Source organism: Sulfurimonas sp. (assembly GCF_016744025.1).
Taxonomy (GTDB): domain Bacteria; phylum Campylobacterota; class Campylobacteria; order Campylobacterales; family Sulfurimonadaceae; genus Sulfurimonas.
On sequence record NZ_JADGFC010000170.1, the window covers coordinates 1 to 4,186 of the forward strand.

Annotated in this window: 10 protein-coding genes; 8 read left to right on the forward strand and 2 right to left on the reverse strand. The window is 29.2% G+C overall.

Translation table 11 applies throughout. The features are described from left to right. Positions 1 to 103: 103 nt before the first annotated feature. Together QZZ48_RS14405 and QZZ48_RS14410 are read right to left on the reverse strand one after the other, a co-directional pair. On the reverse strand, positions 104 to 448 hold the full coding sequence (locus QZZ48_RS14405) for a hypothetical protein (RefSeq protein WP_294966954.1): 345 nt from the start codon (positions 446 to 448) through the stop codon (positions 104 to 106). A gap of 8 nt (positions 449 to 456) precedes the next feature. After that, positions 457 to 657 carry a hypothetical protein gene (locus QZZ48_RS14410; RefSeq protein WP_294966955.1) on the reverse strand — a complete coding sequence of 67 codons (201 nt, stop codon included), beginning with the start codon at positions 655 to 657 and terminating at the stop codon, positions 457 to 459. 117 nt (positions 658 to 774) lie between these two features. On the opposite strand from QZZ48_RS14410, the gene QZZ48_RS14415 reads away from it, so the two are divergent. The 8 genes from QZZ48_RS14415 to QZZ48_RS14450 all read left to right on the forward strand — a co-directional run bounded on the left by QZZ48_RS14415 (position 775) and on the right by QZZ48_RS14450 (position 4,110). Continuing rightward, positions 775 to 1,023, forward strand: a complete 249-nt coding sequence (locus QZZ48_RS14415) for a hypothetical protein (RefSeq protein WP_294966956.1) — start codon at positions 775 to 777, stop codon at positions 1,021 to 1,023. A 226-nt stretch (positions 1,024 to 1,249) separates the two neighbouring features. Next, positions 1,250 to 1,600, forward strand: a complete 351-nt coding sequence (locus QZZ48_RS14420) for a hypothetical protein (protein WP_294966957.1) — start codon at positions 1,250 to 1,252, stop codon at positions 1,598 to 1,600. A gap of 162 nt (positions 1,601 to 1,762) precedes the next feature. Further along, positions 1,763 to 2,278: a hypothetical protein gene (locus QZZ48_RS14425; RefSeq protein WP_294966958.1), complete on the forward strand. Its 516-nt coding sequence runs from the start codon at positions 1,763 to 1,765 to the stop codon at positions 2,276 to 2,278. 92 nt (positions 2,279 to 2,370) lie between these two features. Then, a complete protein-coding gene (locus QZZ48_RS14430; protein ID WP_294966959.1) occupies positions 2,371 to 2,601 on the forward strand; it encodes a hypothetical protein in 231 nt (76 codons plus the stop codon). 37 nt (positions 2,602 to 2,638) lie between these two features. Then, the gene (locus QZZ48_RS14435) at positions 2,639 to 2,788 is read left to right on the forward strand and encodes a hypothetical protein (protein WP_294966960.1); all 150 of its coding nucleotides are present in this window, start codon (positions 2,639 to 2,641) and stop codon (positions 2,786 to 2,788) included. Continuing rightward, positions 2,785 to 2,970, forward strand: coding sequence for a hypothetical protein (locus QZZ48_RS14440; protein WP_294966961.1), 186 nt, complete (start codon positions 2,785 to 2,787; stop codon positions 2,968 to 2,970). The genes QZZ48_RS14435 and QZZ48_RS14440 overlap by 4 nt, the downstream gene beginning before the upstream one ends. A gap of 1 nt (position 2,971) precedes the next feature. Beyond that, positions 2,972 to 3,103, forward strand: coding sequence for a hypothetical protein (locus tag QZZ48_RS14445; protein WP_294966962.1), 132 nt, complete (start codon positions 2,972 to 2,974; stop codon positions 3,101 to 3,103). A gap of 8 nt (positions 3,104 to 3,111) precedes the next feature. Next, positions 3,112 to 4,110, forward strand: coding sequence for a hypothetical protein (locus QZZ48_RS14450; protein ID WP_294966963.1), 999 nt, complete (start codon positions 3,112 to 3,114; stop codon positions 4,108 to 4,110). Positions 4,111 to 4,186: the final 76 nt, after the last annotated feature.

The window sequence follows — 4,186 nt, forward strand, 5'->3', positions numbered from 1 at the left end:
AATACAAAACTCCGTATGAAGTGTTTTTCAGTGAAATGAGTAAAAGATTAGCTAGCTAATTTAGGTGGAAATTGCACTTGTTGTTGGAATTGGCGTTTTTAATTTATTCTATGCAATTGAAATATATATCATTTGATTTTAGACATTTTAATTTAATCTCAAAGTATTTTATATTTTCTTTTTTGGTTATTTTTTTTCCATTAATTATTTTTGTATAAGACATATATCCCATGTGATATTTTTTTAATATAATTGGTTCTTGAAGATAAAAAGTTTCTCTATTGTTTTGTACATACAAACCATTACCATTATCTCTATATACAAATTCTATTCCTCGAACACTTTTTAGATTTACAGTAACTTCCTTAATATCATGTTTAATTTCATATATTTTATCAAATGCAAATATGACATTTACACTAATTAATAATATTAAAAATAATTGCATTTTATCCCCTACTTCAACTTAAACTTACCATTACTAGCGTCTGCTTGTATGGCTTCTAGCTCTGATAAACTTTTCTTTTGATTACTAATTATTTCATCAAGTGCTAACCCTTGATTTATCAATCTAACCAAGTTTGGTTTTTCTTTTTCCCAATTTGTAAGAGTGTTTCTACTTACGTTTAATAGGTCTGCTAATTCTTCTCTTTTCATATGTTGTTCTTTTTATTGTATTTTTGCACAAATATTGACATAATTAAGTTTTCTTTAATATCAATAATTGTATAATATTATTATATAAGGCACAATAATTGTGCATAGGAGTGACAAATGCAAGTATCTAAACAAAACATTCAAAGACCTACTCTCTTTCAAGAGTTCTTCGACAAATTGATTACATACTCTAATGATGTAATAGAGTATATAAATACATCTACTATAGATATTGTCGCTCCTACATACCGCAAAACAGCGATAACTATGTTCAATAATATCAAAAAAAGCATTAAAAATGACTGTATGAAAATTAAGACTACTTTAAGTCGTTTCTTTTACAAATTAAAAACCGCAACAACATAACATCATGGTGAGTTTTGTGTAAGACGGGACTAGTCGGTGGGAGCATTGAGTTAGAACTCCACAAAGAAAATTAAAGCTAATCTCCCCTCTTTCGGTCACTCCTAAGAGGGTCAAAAAAAATAGCGAGTGAATAGATACTTGGGTTTACAGAGCATAATTAAATTATGTTTCATAAACTTAATTAATGACAGTTGGTTAAGTAATTTTCTTCACTGAGGAGTGACACATGCATATAATAAACACATTGTTGATTGGTAAAATTTATTCGGTTCGTAGAGTAGAGATTGATGGTTTTGATGATGATGGCGAATATAAAAACGGTATGCCAAGAATCGAAGTAGCTTTTTTAAGTGAGTCAATTGATGACAATGGTGATATTAACCCATCTATGGATAAACAACATTTTGATTCTACTGACTATCCAAAATACAAAGCTCTAGAAAACAAAGTTGTAGATGTTCCATACATCCTTATCAATGATAAAAAGCAAAAATGGGAACTAGATTCTAATATGCCAATTGTTGAGTTAAAAGACACTTTCATGAACATGGTTAAAACTGATAAAAAAGCAAGTTAGATTATAAACAAAAAGAACAAAAAACGTCTTAAACATAACACAGCGGTCAATCTTAATATGATGTGAATTTTAGCAATTTTCGCAAATTGTGGTTTTGATTTATCAAAAAATATTCATGTCATATTTTAGTAACTCAACTTATTTCACTTAAAGGTATAAAAAATGGATTTATCACTAATTTTACAACCATTAATAGACTCATTGATTGAGAACTTATTTATATTGATTGGTGCAATGCTTTCATTTTTAGCTTTTATCTATGCTTGTAAAAAACTCTTAGATTTACTAGGTTTGGATGATTATAAAACATCTAGAGAAGCTAAAAGACAAATTAAAAGAGAAGATAGACAAGCAAGTATAAGAACTAAAAAACAAGAGTACAGAACTAAAGAGCTACAAAGCCAAAGATTTAAAGAGACTAAGAAGCAAGAAAAACAAGCTCTTAGTGAGTATAGACAATCTCAAAAGATAAAAGCAACTACTGAGCAAAAGCTTAGAGCTAAAAATGGTCGAGTTGTTAATGTCCAAAAAAGATTAGATAAAAAACAAAATGCATTATCAAAGAGAGTTTCAAAGGCTTATACAAGCAAGACAAGTACAAGCAGTAAAAAGACTAATAGAAGAGATTTTATGAGTAAGAAGTACAGAGAAACTGTTTTTAATAATCCATTGAGATAAAAGAGTACCTAGCTTTGCTATCAGCGGTCGTTATATCGTTTATAGCAGAGTTATAACGAACTCTAGCAAAATTTTAATACAAGGTGGAAGTCATGCAAAGATTTCAAAAATTCTCAAAAAAAGTTGCTGATAAATTCAGTCAAACATCAAAAAGAGCTGTAGTAACTGTAACTGTAGCAGTAGGTACTTTAGCACAAGCGGCACCAATTACTGCTCCTGATTTTTCTGACCCTATTGCTAATGTTGCAATTTTACTTGGTTCTATGCTAGGTGCTGGTGCTGTTTTTTGGGGTGGTCGTAAACTTCTTGGATTCATTTCTTAGTATGTTCAAGTTAGGTATTACTAGCATTATTTTTCTAATGATATTTGCTACTAATGCCTCTGCACTTGTTGCCTCTGATGTTGATATGTCTCCAGCAATATTAGATATGTCAACTATAGTCGCTTCAGTAGTTGCCTTTTTGGCTTTTCTTATGGGTAGTAAACGAGTTTTAAGGATGTTAGGATGATTAAATATTTTATATTAGCTTTTATACTAGCTTCTAATGTTTACGCTTATAAGAATATGTCAAAAGTCTCAAAGAGAGCAGATGATTTAAATATGCGTACAAAAGATTATGCTTACTCAATGGCTATCGCTGGTGTTATGACGGGTTCTATGTTTGGTCTCTTCTTATGGAAAAGTAAATAAAATGGTTGAATTTTTAGACTTTACTATAATAGGTGACCCCGCTTTTGATTTCTTTTTTTCAATAACTGCTTCTCTTAATCTTTTGATGTTTATACTCTTTAGTGTAACTTCGCTTTTTCGTGGTAGAGTTTAGGCTTTAGAATGAGCTTAAAATCCCTTTTATTATATAGTTTATTATTTAGTTATTCTTCACTTTTTGCTGTTACTTTAACAAGTAATTCTAGTTCTGAAACAAGTAAAATGAATTATAAAAAAAATTCTTATGCAAATTATAATGCTGTTTTGACTGCAGTTAAAAATACTTATGGTTCTGATATAAATGATTATTATTCAAAAAGTTCGTGTTCTAATACATTTAATACTACTGATGATTTTAGTTTTCTTACATATTCAAGTAGTAATCATAAAGCAGATGTTTCTATTAATTATTGGTCTGAGACTGATTCTAATGGTTACTATACTTTTAGTTTGATTATTGATAGTACAAAATCTTGTACTTATATAGATAATTGTATTGATGGTGAAATCTTTAATACTACATCTAACATGTGTGAAGAAGAAATTATTGTTCCTGAATGTACAGATAATCAAACTTTAAATGTAGATGATAATATTTGTGAATGTTCATTTGGTTTTGCTATGGGTGATAGTGCTTGTGAAGTTGATACAGATAAAGATGGTAAACCAAATTCTATTGATGATGATATAGATGGTGATGGTATCTTAAATGAGGATGACCCTGATATTGATGGTGATGGAATTGCTAATGAGTTAGATGATGATATTGATGGCGATGGTGTTGCTAATAATTCAAATTCAGGTTCTACTTGTGAGGGTATTTCTGAGCAAAAGTATTTCTTTCCTAATTCTCCTACTTTTTCTTATTCTGATTATATATATAAAGCATATTATCAAACTATAGATGGTTGTAAATCTTTAGTTGGTGATGAAGTTGATAGTATATTTTATAATAATGATTTAAATTTAAATTGTGAGCGTTCATATTGTTTTGCACATTATACAAAAGAACAAGAATGTACTTTTTCTTCTGCTGATAGAAAACCATCAGGTTATGTATATCTTACTGATTTAAATGAAGATGAGTGTACTTCCAAGGTTGGAATGTCCCCTATAAACTAGACAAACTTTAATTCAGTAATTTAGATAGAATAATACAAATGTGTTATGAGATTTAATAGGATTAAAAATGGCAAGA